Raw genomic sequence first — 15,603 nt, 5'->3', positions numbered from 1 at the left:
CGCCGTTTCGCCTCCAACTATCGCCGCGAGGCCGCATGACCAAGACCATCCCCAGCAAAGCCCGCGCCGTCATCATCGGCGGCGGCGTCTCCGGCTGCTCGGTCGCCTATCATCTGGCCAAGCTCGGCTGGACCGACATCGTGCTGCTCGAACGCAAGCAGCTCACCTCAGGCACCACCTGGCATGCGGCCGGCCTGATCGGCCAGCTGCGCGCCTCACAGAACATGACACGGCTGGCGAAATATTCGGCCGACCTCTACGTCAAGCTCGAGGCCGAAACCGATGTCGGCACCGGCATGCGCCAGGTCGGCTCGATCACCGTTGCGCTGACCGAGGAGCGCAAGCACGAGATCTACCGGCAGGCCTCGCTCGCCCGCGCCTTCGACGTCGACGTGCGCGAGATTTCGCCCAGCGAAGTCAAACAGATGTATCCGCATCTCAATGTCTCCGATGTGGTCGGCGCCGTGTACCTGCCGCTCGACGGCCAGTGCGATCCGGCCAACATCGCCATGGCGCTGGCCAAGGGCGCGCGCCAGCGCGGCGCGACAATCATCGAAAATGTGAGGGTCACCAAGGTTCACACCAGGAACGGTCGCGTCTCCGGCGTCTCCTGGGCGCACGGCGAGGACCTGGGCACGATCGAGACCGACATCGTCGTCAACTGCGCCGGCATGTGGGCGCGCGAGCTAGGCAGACAGAACGGCGTCACCATCCCGCTGCATGCCTGCGAGCATTTCTATCTCGTGACCGAGCCGATCCCCGGCCTCTCCCGTCTTCCGGTGCTGCGCGTGCCCGACGAGTGCGCCTACTACAAGGAGGACGCCGGCAAGATGATGCTGGGGGCCTTCGAGCCGGTGGCGAAACCCTGGGGCATGGACGGCATCCGCGAGGATTTCTGCTTCGACCAATTGCCCGAGGACATGGATCATCTCGAGCCGATCCTCGAAATGGGCGTCAACCGCATGCCGATGCTCGGTACCGCCGGCATCCACACCTTCTTCAACGGTCCTGAAAGCTTTACCCCCGACGACCGCTACTATCTCGGCGAAGCGCCGGAACTCGCCGGCTATTGGATGGCGACCGGCTATAATTCGATCGGCATCGTGTCGTCCGGCGGCGCCGGCATGGCGCTGGCGCAATGGATCAACGACGGCGAGGCGCCCTTCGATCTCTGGGAGGTCGACATCCGCCGCGCCCAGCCGTTCCAGAAGAACCGCAGCTACCTCAAGGAGCGGGTCTCCGAAACGCTCGGCCTGCTCTACGCTGACCATTTCCCCTACCGCCAGATGGCGACCTCGCGCGGCGTGCGTCGCTCGCCCTTGCACGAGCATCTCAAGGCACGCGGCGCGGTCTTCGGCGAAGTCGCCGGCTGGGAGCGCGCCAACTGGTTCGCCCGCGAAGGCCAGGAGCGCGAGTACCGCTATTCCTGGAAGCGGCAGAACTGGTTCGATAACCAGCGCGAGGAGCATCTCGCCGTGCGCAACGGCGTCGGCCTTTTCGACATGACCTCCTTCGGCAAGGTCCGCGTCGAGGGCCGCGACGCCTGTGCCTTCCTGCAAAGGCTTTGCGCCAACGACATGGACGTCGCACCGGGCAGGATCGTCTACACGCAGATGCTCAACGCCAAGGGCGGCATCGAGAGCGACCTCACCGTGACGCGGCTTTCGGAGACCGCCTATTTCCTCGTCGTGCCAGGCGCCACGCTGCAGCGCGACCTCGCCTGGCTGCGCAGGCATGTCGCCGACGAGTTTGTCGTCATCACCGACGTCACCGCCGCGGAAGCCGTCATCTGTCTGATGGGACCGGAAGCGCGAAAACTGATCCAGAAGGTCAGTCCGAACGATTTTTCCAACGAAGCCAATCCGTTCGGCACGTTTCAGGAGATCGAGATCGGCATGGGGCTGGCCCGGGCCCACCGCGTCACCTATGTCGGCGAGCTCGGCTGGGAGCTTTATGTCTCGACCGAGCAGGCGGCCCATGTCTTCGAGGCCATCGCTGAAGCCGGCGCCGATGTCGGCCTGAAGCTCTGCGGCCTGCACACGCTCGATTCCTGCCGCATCGAAAAGGCCTTCCGCCATTTCGGCCACGACATCACCGACGAGGACAATGTGCTGGAGGCCGGCCTGGGCTTCGCGGTGAAGACCAGCAAAGGAGGCTTCATCGGCCGCGATGCGGTGCTCAGGAAAAAGGAAACCGGCCTGTCACGCCGGCTGCTGCAGTTCCGCCTGAAGGACCCGCAGCCCCTGCTCTTCCACAACGAGGCAATTCTGCGCGACGGCAAGATCGTCGGCCCGATCACCTCGGGCAATTACGGCCATCACCTCGGCGGCGCGATCGGGCTCGGCTATGTGCCATGCCAGGGGGAGAACGAGGCGGATGTGCTGGGTTCTTCCTATGAGGTGGAGATCGCCGGCGAGCGTTTCGCGGCGGAGGCATCGTTGAAGCCGATGTATGATCCAAAGGCGGAGCGGGTAAGGGCGTGAGCCGATGCGGGAACATTCTCGATGCCGGCCCGACAGAACGACCAAAGCGAATGCGTCGTGCGTAGCAGGGTAGGCAGCTTTGACATGAAGCAGTTCTATCTCGGACGCTATCTTTTCCGACTACGCGACCGACAACACATGGTCTATTCGAACAGGAAACAACAACGCCTGAGCAAGAGAAATCATGCGGCTTATTTCGGCTAACGTTATCGAAAACGAATGGATCACAATGCCTGACGGACGCAAATTGGCGGCCAAGATTTGGCTTCCCGCCTACGGACGGCCGGCGCCTGCTATTTTTGAATACCTGCCTTATCGTAAGCGCGACGGGACGGTGGCGCGTGATGAGACGACACACCGTGTTTTTGCTGAAGCGGGTTACGCGAGCGTGCGCGTCGACATCGCCGGAACAGGCGACAGCGAGGGGCAGTTCGATGATGAATATTCCGAGCAGGAACTGAGTGACGGCGAGACAGTTCTGGCCTGGATCGCAGCGCAGCAATGGTGCGATGGCAACGTTGGAATGACCGGTATCTCGTGGGGCGGTTTCAACGGTTTGCAGTTGGCCTATCGGCGCCCACCCGCGCTAAAAGCGGTGATCAGCATGGGCTCGACGGTTGATCGCTATACGGACGATTGTCACTTTATGGGCGGCTGCCTACTCACTGGGAATATCGATTGGGCAACTCAGCTCTGTGCCTACCTCACCCGTCCGGCCGATCCCCAACTGCGTCAGGATTGGCGTGAGGACTGGATCCGGCGGCTGGAAAACGTACCGCTGTCTGCTGCTGAGTGGCTGCGTCATCCGACTCGGGATGATTTCTGGAGGCACGGCTCGGTTTGCGAGGACTGGTCCCGCATAGAGGCGCCGGTGCTGGCAATCACAGGTTGGGCGGACCCGTATGTCAATGCGCCGCCTGTGCTGGTGGCCAACCTCCAGGTTCCGTGCAAAGCGATTATTGGTCCGTGGGACCATAATTATCCCCACCTTTCCCCGCTCGATCCTGCCGATTTCCATTCGGAAGCGTTTCGCTGGTTCGACCGCTGGCTCAAGGGCAAGCGGAACGGTGCTGAGGAGCTTCCTGCCTATCGCGTGTACATGCAGGAGCATTTCAACCCGACCAAGGAGCGTTGCCCCCGGGTTGGGCGCTGGGTGGCAGAGCAGAACTGGCCCTCCCCTTATGTCAACAACCGCGTTCTTTTCCTAGGGCCTAGTGGCTTGAATGACAATGCTACCGTTGGGACCGTAACTGTCTCAAGCCCAATGCATGTCGGCCAGGCAGGAGGGTTTTATTGCCCTGGCATGCGCATTGACAACGACCTGGCCGAGGACCAGTCAGCCGATGACGCTCTGTCCACCTGCTTTGACACAGTAGCCCTGACTGAGCACATGGAACTGCTTGGTCGTCCCAAGGTGAAGTTTGCTTTTTCGGTTGACAAACCAGTTGCTCAGATCGTTGCGCGTCTGTGCGACGTCTCGCCCGAGGGCGTTTCGCAGCGGATCACCTATCGTCCGTTGAACCTGACCCATTTTGCCAGCCATGAGAGCCCGCAAGCGCTCGTGCCGGGGCAGATCTACGAAGCCGAGATAGAGCTGAACGAGTGTGCCCATCGACTAAGAACCGGACATGTCCTTCGGCTGGCGCTGTCGACTTCCTACTGGCCGCTTGTCTGGCCAGCGCCCGAGAATGCGGTGATCACACTCCACCTTGAAAACTGCGCGCTGCACCTGCCCATTCGAACAGTTACTGAGGAAATTCCGCCCTTGAACCCCGGTCCACCGCGGGCGTATCCAGAGCTAAAATTCCAGCAGCTGCGCCCAGCCATTAGCAACTCCAAGCGGCATTTGTTGGAGGACGGCACGGTAGTACAGGACACCTTCGATGATTTCGGCCAGAAAATCAATTCGCATCACGGAATGAACATAGGCAGCGATGTTCGAATGCAGTGCAGCATCCATCCTGGCGACCCAACCTCGGCCCGGTACCTAAGCGAGTGGCATTTCACGTTCCAACGTGACGGATGGCAGGTTGCAATCGAGACCAAACAAAGCATGAGCTGCGACTCCAAATACTTCCATCTGCGCCGCAAGGTGCGCGCAACCGAGGGTTCCAAAGAAATCGAGGTGTTCGGGAGGGAATGGTCCGAAACAATTCCGCGCGAGCTGCTCTAGATATCAGTAGCGCTGATGTAGAGCTACGAGACCGGCGCCGTCTTGAATGGGAAAGCTCACTAAAAGGGGAACTGAGATGGATATTGACATCACTAGTGTTTTAAGCCGCCGCGACTTTCTCAAGACCGGCGCTGTGCTTGGCGGGGGTGTCGTCGCAGGCGGCCTACCGTTGTCGCAAGCCATCTGGGCAGCCGAAGGGAAGGTGCTCAGGGCCTGTGGCGCTGGCGATATTTCCATACTCGACCCCGCTTTCTACGCGAGACAAGTTGAGGTGGATGTGATGAGTTGCATCTATTCGAAACTAATTCGCTACAAGCCGGGCTCCGAATGGGGCTGGGAACTGGAGGCTGCGGAAAAAATGGAGCAGGTCGATCCGACGCATATCCGCTTCCACCTCAAGAAGGGTATCAAGTTCACAGGCGGTTACGGTGAAATGACGGCCAAGGACGTCAAATTCTCGTTCGAGCGCATTTTCAAATTTAAATCCTTTCTGATGCCCGAGTGGGGTCCGCTCGATCGTGTCGAGCTAGAGGACGACCACACTGGTGTGATTGTGTTCAAGGAACCTTTTGTACCTGTTTGGCTCCTTTCGCTCACCGATGCTACCGGTCATATCCTTTCCGAAGATTCCGTAATGAAAGTAACCAAGGATGGCGGCAAGTTCGGCGTGAAGCTGACGGCATTTTCGGGTCCTTATGTACTCGCTGACTGGAAGCCGAACCAATATATACTCTTGACCCGGAATCCGGAATGGTCGGGCCCGAAGCCGGGCTTCGACGAAATCCGCATCCAGCCGGTCAACGACCCCAAGGCCCGGGAACGCGCCTATCAGGCGGGCGATGTCGATTTTACTGAAATCAGTCTGGATTCGCTTGGATCTCTCAAGAGCAATCCGCCTGCTAACACCAAGATCGAGAACAAGCCCTCGCTCGGTTATACTTGGATTGGGATGAACGTCGATCACCCGAAGCTGAAGGACATTAACGTCCGCAAAGCGGTCCAATGGGCGATCAACGTACCACAAATCCTTGATGCTGCCTATTCTGGCCAAGTCAACGTGGCGACAGGCACGATTGCTCCCGGCGTCGTCGGGTATCGTGCAAAGGCTCTCATTCCGCCGGAGGGGGACCTCGCAAAGGCGAAAGAGTTTTTGGAAAAGGCCGGCGTAAACAATCTGACCTTGAGCATCGATTGCTTAAGCGATAGCGAAAACTCCGCTGTAGCCCAGATGGTGCAAGCGCAATTGTCCCAGATTGGCATTTCGGTCGAGGTGAATGTCCGAGATGACAGCACATTCTGGACGCTAGGCATGGAATCGGAAGGCGAGCGCTGGAAGGACGTGCAGCTCATTCTAAATAGCTTCATCGGCCTGCCGGATCCGCACTACAATGTTTTTTGCTTTAAGCAAGATCAAGTTGGCGTCTGGAACTGGGAGCGCTTCCGTAGCGCGCGCTTTGATGAGTTGGCCGTCAAGGCAAACACGGTTGACGACCCGGAGGCGCGGGGGAAGCTGTATCAGGAGATGCAGGACCTCATGGAAGATTCCGGCGCCTATCGGTTCCTAACCAACGGGGCCAATCCTATCATGTATCGCACCACGAAAACGGTGGCCTCAACACGTCCGGACGGTAAACCCCTCTATATTGAATTTCAGTCGGTTTAGATCCACAGGGCCGGAAAGTCATGTGGCTCTATCTCCTGAAACGCATTGTACTCGCGGTCGCAATCATTGCGATCGCGGTGACACTTCTGTTCCTTATGATCCATGCCGTGCCGGGCGATCCAGCAGTAACTTTGCTCGGCCCTAGGGCGACTCCAGAGATGAAGGCGCAAATCCATCAGCAAATGGGACTGGACAAACCGCTTGCCGAGCAGCTCGCTATCTTTTTTGGCAGAGTGTTCCAAGGCGATCTTGGCTTCGACGCGTTCAGCCAGAGGCCTGTTAGGGAGATCGTCTTCGAGCAATTGCCCTATACGATCGAACTGATCTTCGTCTCGATCTTATGGGCGGTCGTGATCGCAGTGCCACTCGGTTGTTATTCGGCCGTGAGGCGCAACTCCGTGATCGACCAGGTCGTCGGGGTCATGGCGGTCGCCACGATCGCCATTCCGGCGTTCGTCATAGCGGTCTATGCACTGCTGGTTTTTGCCGTGACTCTGCGCTGGCTGCCAGCGATCGGTGTCGGCAGTGGATTCTGGGGTGGGGTCGCCTATCTCATCCTCCCAGCTTTCGCCATAGGGATTGGCTGGGTCGGCTACATCTCCCGACTGGTGCGCGCCTCAATGCTCGAGGTCCTGGGAGAAAATCACATCCGCATGGCCCGTTCCTTCGGGATCTCGGAATGGCGCATCGTTGCGCGCTATGCGCTGCCGCTCGCGATCCTGCCGACCGTGACGATACTCGGAGTAGGTATAGCATGGCTGCTTTCGTCAGCGGTCTTTATCGAAGTGGTCTTCGCGAGACCTGGCATCGGCGCGTTGATCGTGAATGCAGTCAACGCGCGAAACTATCCGATTGTGATGGGCGTCGTGCTCATTACCACGTTCCTAATCGTTGCCGCTACGATGCTCGCGGATGTGGTCAACGCATTCCTCGATCCGCGAACACGGGAAAAGCTCTGAAATGGTAAGCGTTGAAGCCATCCCTTCAGAAGCCAACGATGCCATTGATACCGGCGCCTTTCGGAATTTCCTGCGGCAATTGCGCAAGAACCGTATGGGCGTGCTTGGAGCCGTGCTCGTCGTGCTCGTGTTCGCGAGCGCAATCTTCGCTCCGCTGATTGTCACCCATGATCCGGCCCGGATCATGGTCGGGCCGCGTCTGACTGCACCTTCACTGGATTTTCTACTGGGTACGGACCAACTCGGCCGCGACACGTTTTCCCGCACCATCATGGGTGGCCGTATCCCGCTCCTTGTTGCTTTCGCCTCTCTGGGCAGTTCGCTGGCAGTCGGCCTTGTCCTTGGCTTGATCGCGGGCTTCGGTCCTCGCTGGCTCGACAATTTGCTCATGCTTGTGTTCGATACGATACGGTCGTTTCCAAGTATCATTTTCGCGCTGGCCATGATCGCGCTTCTCGGACCGAGCTTGGCGAGTGTCATTCTGGTCATCTCAATAACGTCCATGCCCATTTATGCGCGTGTCGTGCGTACCCAGACAGAAGCGCTTCGCAATAGTGAATATATCGCCGCAGAGCGCAGCATGGGCGCCGGCACAACGCGCATCCTTGCCGTACATGTGCTTCCGAACGTCATCGGCCCGCTTCTCATCCTCGTGAGTATGGACGTGCCGGCCGTCATCGCCGTAGAGGCAGGCCTCAGTTTTCTCGGGTTGGGCGTCCGACCACCAACGCCCGACTGGGGAGCTATCCTCAACGATGGCTACAACTTTATCGACAGGACACCTTGGCTGGTGCTCGCCGGCGGTATTCCCATCGTCATCGCAACGCTTGGCTTCACGTTCCTGGGCGAGACGCTTCGCGACATATTCGACCCCAAATTGCGAAAAGACCTATGACACGTGACGATCTGATACAGCGTACGTCCGCCCAACCACTGCTTGAGATCCGTGACCTAAGTCTCGATTTCGGCACACCGCGTGGGCGCGTCCATGCCCTGCGCAACGTTTCTCTCGACGTCCCGGCCGCAAGGGTTATTGGCTTGGTTGGAGAAAGCGGATCCGGGAAGTCGACACTCGCGTATGCAGTGATGGGCTTGCTTTCTGAAAACGCGGATGTGACAGCCGGAAGCATCCTGTTCGAAGGTAAAGACCTGCTCAAAATGCCTGTTCCAGCTCGTCGGAGCCTGCTTGGCGATCGTCTCTCCATGATCTTTCAGGATCCAATGACCGCACTCAATCCGGTGCGGACTATCGAGAGCCAGATGATCGATATCCAGCACAAGGAACAAGGAAGCCGGAGCGAAAAGCGCGCTCGTGCCCTCGAGATGCTGCACCGGGTCGGAATTCCCGATCCCCAAAGCCGTATCAGCGCCTATCCGCATCACTTCTCTGGTGGCATGCGTCAGCGTGTTTGCATTGCCATGGCGCTGCTGGTGAAACCAGCGCTCCTCGTCGCCGACGAGCCAACCACCGCGCTTGATGCGACCTTGGAAGTGCAGATCATTCATTTGCTCAAGGATCTGCAAAAGGAGATTGGCTGCTCGATTCTGTTCGTCTCCCACCACCTCGGTGCGGTGGCTGAATTGTGCGATCGGGTCGCTGTCATGTATGCGGGCGAAGTGGTGGAGCAGGGCGCCGTTCGGGACATCTTCCACAATCCTGCTCACCCCTACACGCGCGCGCTACTTGAGTGCGATCCCGGGCGTGTCAAGAAAAGCACGCGCACTTTGCCGACCATTCCGGGCGAGGTGCCGAGTCTCCTCGGCAGCAGGAAGGGATGCATCTTTTGCACACGTTGCCGACATGCGTCCAACCGCTGTGCCCAAGAGAGCCCGGTAGAGTATCGCATCGGCATAGACCAAGTCACCCGATGCCATCTCCTTGACAAAGAGCGGCTGGTTTCGGCATGAGCGCGCTGCTTCGGGTAAAGGACCTGCGGGTCAGCTTCCGCACCATGGGCACCGTGAAGGCGCTCGCCACCGGGACGAAAGCTCCTTTCATCGATGCGGTATGCGGTGTGTCCTTCGAGATCCGCAAGGGCGAGACGCTCGCCCTTGTCGGTGAGAGCGGATCGGGCAAATCCACCATCGCGCGCACGATAATCGGCTTGCAGCGGGCCGTGAGCGGCAGCATCAGTTTCGACGGACAGGAAATTGAGCAGCTCACCGGGGCCGAACGCAAGCCTTATTTGCGGCGGATGGCGATGATGTTCCAGGATCCCGTCGGCTCACTTTCGCCGAGGCTGACTGTTCAATCGCTCCTGACTGAGCCTTTTCGCATTCATGGATTGAAGCGTAGCGATTCCGGAGGCGAAGCGGAACGTCTACTTCGAATGGTCGGCTTGCCGGCGGATTTTGCTCGCCGCTATCCCCATCAGCTTTCCGGAGGTCAGGCCAGGCGCGTGGGTATCGCGCGTGCTCTTGCACTGAATCCGGACTTGATTATCGCCGACGAGCCGACCGCAGGCCTCGACGTCTCGGTGCAGGGCGAGGTGCTCAATCTTCTCGCGCGGCTTCAGGACGAACTCGGCATGGCTATCCTCATTATCACGCACAATCTTAACGTGGTGCGCCACATGACCGATCGCATGGCGATCATGTATCTCGGCCGCTTTATTGAGGTCGGCTCGACCGAGCGTATCTTCGACCAACCGCGCCATCCCTACACCGAGGCGCTGCTCGCCGCCAATCCCGAGCCTTACCCGGATGCAATGCTCAATAGAATCGAGCTTATGGGTGAGGCGCCCAGCTTGATGACGCGGCCATCCGGCTGCGAGTTCCATCCCCGTTGTCGTTACTCGCAGAACGTCTGCAACCACGTGTTCCCCGAACCTGCAATAAGCTCGGATGATACGGAGCACAGCTTCAGCTGCCATTTCTCGCTCAAGCCTGAAGCCATGCCGACATCGGGGCGGCCACTCAAATAGAACGCAGCTCCGACAGAGTCAGCCATGATCACGCTTGTGTGTCTGACAATCCACTGCCCTCGCAAGATCGCGCACCGCCTCTGAATCCGTGACATCAAGTTGATATACCTGCGATTGGACGGGGAACTGATGTGCGGCTTCGGCCACGCGGATCCCGTCGGCGTCCGTTAGGATTATATCTGCACCGGCTTGTTGCAAAGTAAGGGCGATCTGCAAACCGATACCACGCCTTCCGCCGGTGATCAAAGCAGTTTTCCCGGACCAGCAGGGCAACGCCGTCAACGCCATCCTGGTCGCCGCCTGTAACTTCTCCCTCCTGCTCAGGTGGCTGAAGGTTTTTTCGATTTTGATCGCCCTGCTCCAACTCCGGCCGAAGGCGGTCGCCGCTTAGAGCCCGGATTAGCCTGCAGCCCTGCTACCAGCAGGTATAGCCCCCATCCACTAGCAATACCGCTCCCGTAATATATAGCTAGACACATCGCTCGCGAGAAAATGGACCGCGGATGCTATCTCTTGGGGAAGGCCTAGGCGGCCCATTGGTGTTTGGTCACACCATTCGGCCAGCGTTTCTTTGGGATACCTTGCAGTCATGTCAGACTGTACGAATCCAGGCGCAACTGCGTTTACGCGAACGCCGGCTTTTGCCCACTCGCATGCAAGTGTCTTAGTCAGCATATTCACTCCGGCTTTGCTCGCGGTGCGTTGTGGCCGCGATAGCCGGCGTCGGCGAGGATGCGGCCGGATCTCGTTGCCGACGGTCTTTTCCATGTCGGGGATGACGCTTGCAAGCGTGTGGCCATCATAGGGATTGCCGGGCAGCGCATTTGCATGCGGGGCTAACTGGCCGCCCTTGGAGCACTTCAGCGTGGTGGCCACCGACACCTTCACCCCGAACTCGTAAGGCGCATGCGCCTTGCCCTTGCCGATGCATTCCACATCGTGCGTGTGCAGGCGCGCTGGCGCTGCCTGGTAGAGCGGCCATTTGAAGAGCGCGTCGCATCGCCGGCGACTTGGCGGGAAATGTCGCGAATGGCCCATAGCGCTAGCCCTGATATCTCACAGAGTTGAGGTGCATCGGGGCTCCGAATCAGGGAAAATGCTTCTGCTACAAAGACGTACCAGAGGCAGAGGTGGTCCCCGATGCAAACAGAGTGCAGCGCGGAACGGTTTGATTTTGCACCTGTTGAAAAGCGCGCCGTTGTGGCCGGTTTTGACGGCGGGACGATCATCTCGGATGCCGGTGCGCTTTTGCTGGGGCTGACGGAGCGGGCGATCGGACTGGTCGACCGCTTTGCCCGCTGCTTCGTGGATGCCCGCAATCCGGGCTTGATCGAGCATGCGGTGAAGACTCTGGTCGGGCAGCGGATCTTCGCGCTTGCGCTGGGCTATGAAGACCTGAACGACCATGACGAATTGCGCCATGATCCGGTGCTGGCTCTGCTGGCCGGCAAGCTCAAGGCACAGCGTCACAAGAAATGCGCCGCCGTCGCCGGCAAGTCGACGCTCAACCGGCTGGAATTGAGCCGGCCGCAGCCTTCGCGCTATCACAAGATCAGCCACGATCCTGTGGCGATCGAGGCGCTGTTCGTCGACTTGTTCCTTGGCGCGCACGCGGCCCCGCCCGAAGAGGTCGTGCTCGATCTGGATGCCACCGACGATCCCCTGCACGGCAATCAGGAGGGGCGCTTCTTCCATGGCTATTACGGCCACTACTGCTACCTGCCGCTCTACGTCTTCTGCGGAGATCACTTGCTGTGCGCCAAGCTGCGGCCCGCCAACATCGACGCCGCCGCCGGCTCGGTTGAGGCGATCGCGGGCATCGTGCGCCAGCTGCGCCAGCGCTGGCCCAAGGTGCGTATCGTGCTGCGCGCCGATTCCGCAAAAATGCCGCTCACAGACCTACACCCGAAGACAGTTTGAGATATCCGGGCTAGTGGCTGATCAGCGCCAGCTTGGAGACCCGCACATAGCTGTGGCGCAAATGGAGCCCTTCCTCCTGGCCAGCCGCACCAGCCGTTCGCGCGCCCGGTGGATGAGCTTGGCGTCGGGCGGGAACATGACGTTCTTCGGCTGCGCGGTGGTGTCGACGATCACCTGAAGCGTGTCGGCCGGCTTCATCGCCCCGGTCTTGACCGCAAAGCTGAGGCTCTCCTGCAACAGGGCCACGATCCGCTCCTCGCCCATGCGGCCGCGCCAGCGCGTCTTCGATGAGCGGTCGAAGGACGTCTCATGGCGGAAGAACTCCTCGCGGTGAGGTACTGGAAGTTAGGGTTCTCCACCCAGCGCTCGCATAGCACCTCGTCCGACAGGTTGAAGGTGTGCTTGAGGATCACCAGCCCCGCCATCAGCCGGGTCGGCAGCGGCGGCATGCCGGGGCCGTCCGAATAGACGGCGCCGAAACGCTCCTCCAGCACCGGCCAGTCGATCGCCCGTGCCAGTCGCACCAGCTCAGCGCCGCCGCCGAACCGAGTGAATCTGGAGGGTTCTGTGTAGTCGCGGGCGCGATTGGGCGGGCACGCACGGGTCGCGACTACATTGAAGCCTGATTGAACTGAACCGCGGGATGGCGGGCGGGGCTATGGGGATTTAGGGCTCACAGTGTGTCCGAGGCGCCGGAGCGGGCTCGCCGACCGCTCAAGAGTGGTCGGCCCTCGTCGCGATGCAGGACCATCTGCGACGCGGGAGACGGCGCCATTGGGTCGTTGACGCTGAGGTGCAGCGTTGCTGGCGACAGCCGGGCTGCGACTTTGACTAGCGGCGCGCAAAGGCCCGGCGGCGACTGTAGCAGACGCCGGGATAGACGGGGCGAGCGTGTCGGTGCGTGGCGTGTCATGAGGTGTCTGGCCGGGTCGGGGCCTTGCGCGGGATCGGGCCGAGCGAGGCCATGGCGCCGCCGCAGCCCGGACAGATGTCCAGGGAGCGTCCTGTGAGACAGCGGTAACGCTGGCGATAGTCGGCGGTCGGGTCCGGCGTCGGCGGCGTGGGCGCCGCCAGAAGAAGACGGCACTGGGCCAGCTTGGCGATGCGGTGGCCGTTGGCGAAAAGGCCGTAATGGCGGATGCGATGGAATCCGTCTGGAAGAGCGTGCAGCAGGAAGCGCCGGATGAACTCGTCGGCGCTTAAGGTCATGAGCTTGTGCTTGGACTTGTCGTGGTGGCGATAGTCCTTCCAGCGGAAGCTGACCTTTCCCTGGTCCAGGCTCACGAGGCGGCTGTTGGCGATGGCGACGCGATGGGTGTAGCGGCCCAGATAGGCGAGGACCTGTTCGGGACCGCCGAACGGAGGCTTGGCGTAGACGACCCATTCGATCCGCTTCAGTCCAGCCAGTTTGGCGCAGAAAGTGGCAGGGTCGGCCAGGCTGGCGAGATCACTGAAGAAGCGAAGCTGGCCGGCGTCGAAGGCGTCCTGCAGGCGCTCCAGGAATAGCCGCCTGAACAGGCGCGACAGAATCCGCACGGGCAGGAAAAATCCCGGCTGGCAGGCGATCCATCGCCGGTCCCCAGCCTTCGCCGTGGCAGGCTCGAGCGACAGACCGCCGCCCGGCACGACGCAGTGGACATGCGGATGATGGTGGAGATTTTGACCCCAAGTATGAAGCACGGCGACCACGCCGATCTCGGCGCCCAGATGCCTGGGATCGGCCGCCGCCACCCTCAAGGCTTCGGATGCGGCCTTGAACAGGATCGCATAGACCGCCGCCTTGTTCTGGAAGGCGATCTCAGCGATCTGGGCCGGGACGGTGAAGACCACGTGGAAGTATGGGACCGGCAGCAGCTCAGCCTGCCGCTCGGCCAGCCACTGGGCGCGGGCTAGGCCTTGGCATTTAGGGCAGTGGCGGTTGCGGCAGGAATTATAGGCTTGCCGCACGAGGCCGCAGTCGGTGCACTGTTCGGCGTGACCGCCCAGGGCCGCGGTCCGGCACGCCTCCACCGCGGCCATGACCCGGCGCTCGACACGCCCGAGGTGGCCGGCATGGTCGCGGCGATAATCAGCCCCGTGACGGTGGAATACATCCGCCACTTCCAGATCCGGGCGCATGACGCGCGGCTCAGCCGGACGGCGTGATCTCCAGGTGGAGTTGGTCAAAAGGACTGGCGGTCCGGCCGATCACAGCCGTTGAGACCTGGGCGTATAGTGTCGTCGTCGCCAGGCTGCGATGGCCCAGCAGCACCTGAATGATCTTTATGTCCGTGCCGGCTTCCAAAAGGTGGGTAGCGAAGCTGTGGCGAAGGGTGTGCACCGTCACCCGCTTCTCAACGCCCAGGAACTCGCAGGCTGCTCGACAGGCGATTCCCAAGGTCTGCGGGTGGATCGGGCCGCGGCCATCGCGCCGGGGAAACAGCCATCGCCCCGGCTTGGTCAACCGCCAATAGACGCGCAAAATCTCCAGCAGCTGCGGCGACAGCATCACATAGCGGTCCTTGCCGCCCTTGCCCTGCTCGATGCGAATGACCATCCGGCTGCTATCGATGTCCGTCACCTGCAGGCGCGCCGCCTCCGTAGCGCGTAAGCCCACCGCATAGGTGGTCATCAGAGCGACCCGGTTCCTCGTCCCCTTCACGGCCTGCAGAAAGCCGACCACCTCATCGGTGCTCAGCACGACCGGCAACTTGCGCGGCGTCCGGGCGTAAGCGATCCGCTCAGGCAGATCAGATCGACCCAGCGTCACGCCGTAGAAGAAACGCAAGGCGCAAACGGTCTGGTTCAACGCGCCCCACGAGACCCTTCGGCCCACCAAGTGGGCCTGATAGGCGCGCACCTCTTCGTATCCCAGTTGATCGGGTGATCGTCCAAAAAATCGACTGAACTTCGCCACGTGATGCACGTAGGATCGCTGCGTCTCCGGTGACAAATTGCGGATCGTCAGATCTTCAATCATCCGCTGACGCAGAGGGCTTATCTGGGCCATCTGGGGTTCTCCTGTCTGGAAGGTTGGCTCGACACCAAATCTTCTCAGACAGGGGCCTCCTCAGGCCAGACCCGCGCATCAGCTACCGCGGCAGCGGTTTAGTTCAATCACGCTCCGCAGCACAAGGGAATCGCAAAAACGAATTGCAGGAAAACAGCGCCCATAAACCGCTAATCCTGCAATTCAAAAAACCACCATCCGTGTCAATCAACCTTGCGGATAGTTCACGGTCGACCAGGCATTGTCCGAGCTGATCCTAACTCTACAGGGTGCGTTCGACGACTCGCAACCGCGTGAACATCGTCCAGCCGCTAACAAACAGTCGGTCGCATACGATGATCGCTTTTTGCACCGATTCAAGGAATTTACTGTCAAGTCGCTAGGTGAAGGCGGTCGGCGACTTAGCCGTCCGCACGGCTCGCCATGAGCTCAACTTCTGCAATAGACGATGCCTGCAGGTCGTATACGGAAGAGACCATTTGATATAGGATT

At 60.3% G+C, this 15,603-nt stretch carries 12 protein-coding genes and 3 pseudogenes; 9 read left to right on the top strand and 6 right to left on the bottom strand.

What is annotated here, in order from left to right; all coding sequences use genetic code 11:
* Nucleotides 1–35 precede the first annotated feature (35 nt).
* The 7 genes from A9K66_RS08310 (at nucleotide 36) to A9K66_RS08280 (ending at nucleotide 10,202) form a co-directional block, all read left to right on the top strand.
* Entirely contained in the window at nucleotides 36–2,483 is a 2,448-nt protein-coding gene (locus A9K66_RS08310) for an FAD-dependent oxidoreductase (protein ID WP_067322162.1), read from the top strand.
* Nucleotides 2,484–2,667: 184 nt separating this feature from the next.
* The gene (locus A9K66_RS08305; RefSeq protein WP_067322159.1) at nucleotides 2,668–4,656 is read left to right on the top strand and encodes a CocE/NonD family hydrolase; all 1,989 of its coding nucleotides are present in this window, start codon (nucleotides 2,668–2,670) and stop codon (nucleotides 4,654–4,656) included.
* Between the two features lie 76 nt (nucleotides 4,657–4,732).
* On the top strand, nucleotides 4,733–6,319 hold the full coding sequence (locus tag A9K66_RS08300) for an ABC transporter substrate-binding protein (RefSeq protein ID WP_067322157.1): 1,587 nt from the start codon (nucleotides 4,733–4,735) through the stop codon (nucleotides 6,317–6,319).
* A gap of 20 nt (nucleotides 6,320–6,339) precedes the next feature.
* On the top strand, nucleotides 6,340–7,278 hold the full coding sequence (locus A9K66_RS08295; RefSeq protein ID WP_067322154.1) for an ABC transporter permease: 939 nt from the start codon (nucleotides 6,340–6,342) through the stop codon (nucleotides 7,276–7,278).
* Nucleotide 7,279: 1 nt separating this feature from the next.
* Nucleotides 7,280–8,173, top strand: a complete 894-nt coding sequence (locus A9K66_RS08290) for an ABC transporter permease (RefSeq protein WP_082953770.1) — start codon at nucleotides 7,280–7,282, stop codon at nucleotides 8,171–8,173.
* Nucleotides 8,170–9,186, top strand: a complete 1,017-nt coding sequence (locus tag A9K66_RS08285; RefSeq protein ID WP_067322151.1) for an ABC transporter ATP-binding protein — start codon at nucleotides 8,170–8,172, stop codon at nucleotides 9,184–9,186. The genes A9K66_RS08290 and A9K66_RS08285 overlap by 4 nt, the downstream gene beginning before the upstream one ends.
* On the top strand, nucleotides 9,183–10,202 hold the full coding sequence (locus tag A9K66_RS08280; RefSeq protein ID WP_067322147.1) for an ABC transporter ATP-binding protein: 1,020 nt from the start codon (nucleotides 9,183–9,185) through the stop codon (nucleotides 10,200–10,202). Before A9K66_RS08285 ends, A9K66_RS08280 begins: the two co-directional genes overlap by 4 nt.
* Before the next feature lie 18 nt (nucleotides 10,203–10,220).
* Here A9K66_RS08280 and A9K66_RS08275 read toward each other — a convergent pair whose 3' ends face one another.
* Nucleotides 10,221–10,490 carry an SDR family NAD(P)-dependent oxidoreductase gene (locus A9K66_RS08275; protein WP_082953769.1) on the bottom strand — a complete coding sequence of 90 codons (270 nt, stop codon included), beginning with the start codon at nucleotides 10,488–10,490 and terminating at the stop codon, nucleotides 10,221–10,223.
* Here A9K66_RS08275 and A9K66_RS30705 point away from each other — a divergent pair.
* Complete coding sequence (locus tag A9K66_RS30705) at nucleotides 10,441–10,593, top strand: hypothetical protein (protein WP_197507460.1); 153 nt, start codon at nucleotides 10,441–10,443, stop codon at nucleotides 10,591–10,593. The genes A9K66_RS08275 and A9K66_RS30705 overlap by 50 nt on opposite strands.
* Nucleotides 10,594–10,643: 50 nt before the next feature.
* On the opposite strand, the gene A9K66_RS31090 is transcribed toward A9K66_RS30705, so the two are convergent.
* Complete coding sequence (locus tag A9K66_RS31090; RefSeq protein ID WP_245307443.1) at nucleotides 10,644–10,877, bottom strand: SDR family oxidoreductase; 234 nt, start codon at nucleotides 10,875–10,877, stop codon at nucleotides 10,644–10,646.
* Between the two features lie 20 nt (nucleotides 10,878–10,897).
* Nucleotides 10,898–11,153: pseudogene (locus A9K66_RS31085) on the bottom strand (IS5/IS1182 family transposase); the annotation flags it as partial.
* Between the two features lie 189 nt (nucleotides 11,154–11,342).
* Here A9K66_RS31085 and A9K66_RS08270 point away from each other — a divergent pair.
* Nucleotides 11,343–12,080: pseudogene (locus tag A9K66_RS08270) on the top strand (IS1380 family transposase); the annotation flags it as partial.
* 55 nt (nucleotides 12,081–12,135) lie between these two features.
* On the opposite strand, the pseudogene A9K66_RS08265 reads toward A9K66_RS08270, so the two are convergent.
* From A9K66_RS08265 to A9K66_RS08255, 3 genes and pseudogenes are all read right to left on the bottom strand, one after another.
* A pseudogene (locus A9K66_RS08265) lies at nucleotides 12,136–12,652 on the bottom strand (transposase); the annotation flags it as partial.
* A 379-nt stretch (nucleotides 12,653–13,031) separates the two neighbouring features.
* Nucleotides 13,032–14,240 (bottom strand): IS91 family transposase, encoded by a 1,209-nt coding sequence (locus A9K66_RS08260; RefSeq protein ID WP_067322142.1) that lies wholly within the window; start codon nucleotides 14,238–14,240, stop codon nucleotides 13,032–13,034.
* A gap of 10 nt (nucleotides 14,241–14,250) precedes the next feature.
* A complete protein-coding gene (locus tag A9K66_RS08255) occupies nucleotides 14,251–15,111 on the bottom strand; it encodes a site-specific integrase (protein WP_067322139.1) in 861 nt (286 codons plus the stop codon).
* Nucleotides 15,112–15,603: the final 492 nt, after the last annotated feature.

The organism is Mesorhizobium sp. AA23 (genome assembly GCF_001672435.1).
Lineage (GTDB): Bacteria > Pseudomonadota > Alphaproteobacteria > Rhizobiales > Rhizobiaceae > Mesorhizobium.
Note: the sequence above shows the minus strand (reverse complement) of the source record. Positions and strands in the feature narration are given on the sequence as shown.